Source organism: Frankia sp. Mgl5 (genome assembly GCF_023242985.1).
Classification (GTDB): Bacteria; Actinomycetota; Actinomycetes; order Frankiales; family Frankiaceae; genus Parafrankia; species Parafrankia soli.
Genome location: NZ_JALKFY010000035.1, coordinates 1 through 305, shown reverse-complemented (window position 1 = coordinate 305; position 305 = coordinate 1). Strand labels below are relative to the sequence as shown.

1 protein-coding gene is annotated in these 305 nt (G+C 57.7%); it reads left to right on the top strand.

What is annotated here, in order from left to right:
- The coding region (locus tag MXD62_RS08245) for a geranylgeranylglyceryl/heptaprenylglyceryl phosphate synthase (RefSeq protein WP_248828809.1) at positions 1–305 on the top strand (305 nt) is incomplete at both ends.

Here is a 305-nt window from a genome sequence, read left to right as displayed (position 1 = left end):
ACTGGGAGGAGATCTATACGCAGGGGTATTTGATTCTCAATCCGGACGCCGCTGTCGCCAGGTTGACCAATGCTCGCCCAATCGCTGACAAGGAAGAGGCGATGGCGTATGCGCGGGTGGCTACCAAAATCTGCCGTCTCCCCATCTTTTATGTGGAATATAGCGGGGCGTATGGAGACCCGGAGGTTGTTAAAGCCTGCAAAGCTGGCTTGGGAGATGACGCTCGCCTGTTTTACGGCGGCGGAATCCGGACACCCGAGCAGGCGAGCCAAATGGCTGGCATCGCTGATACGGTGGTGGTAGGC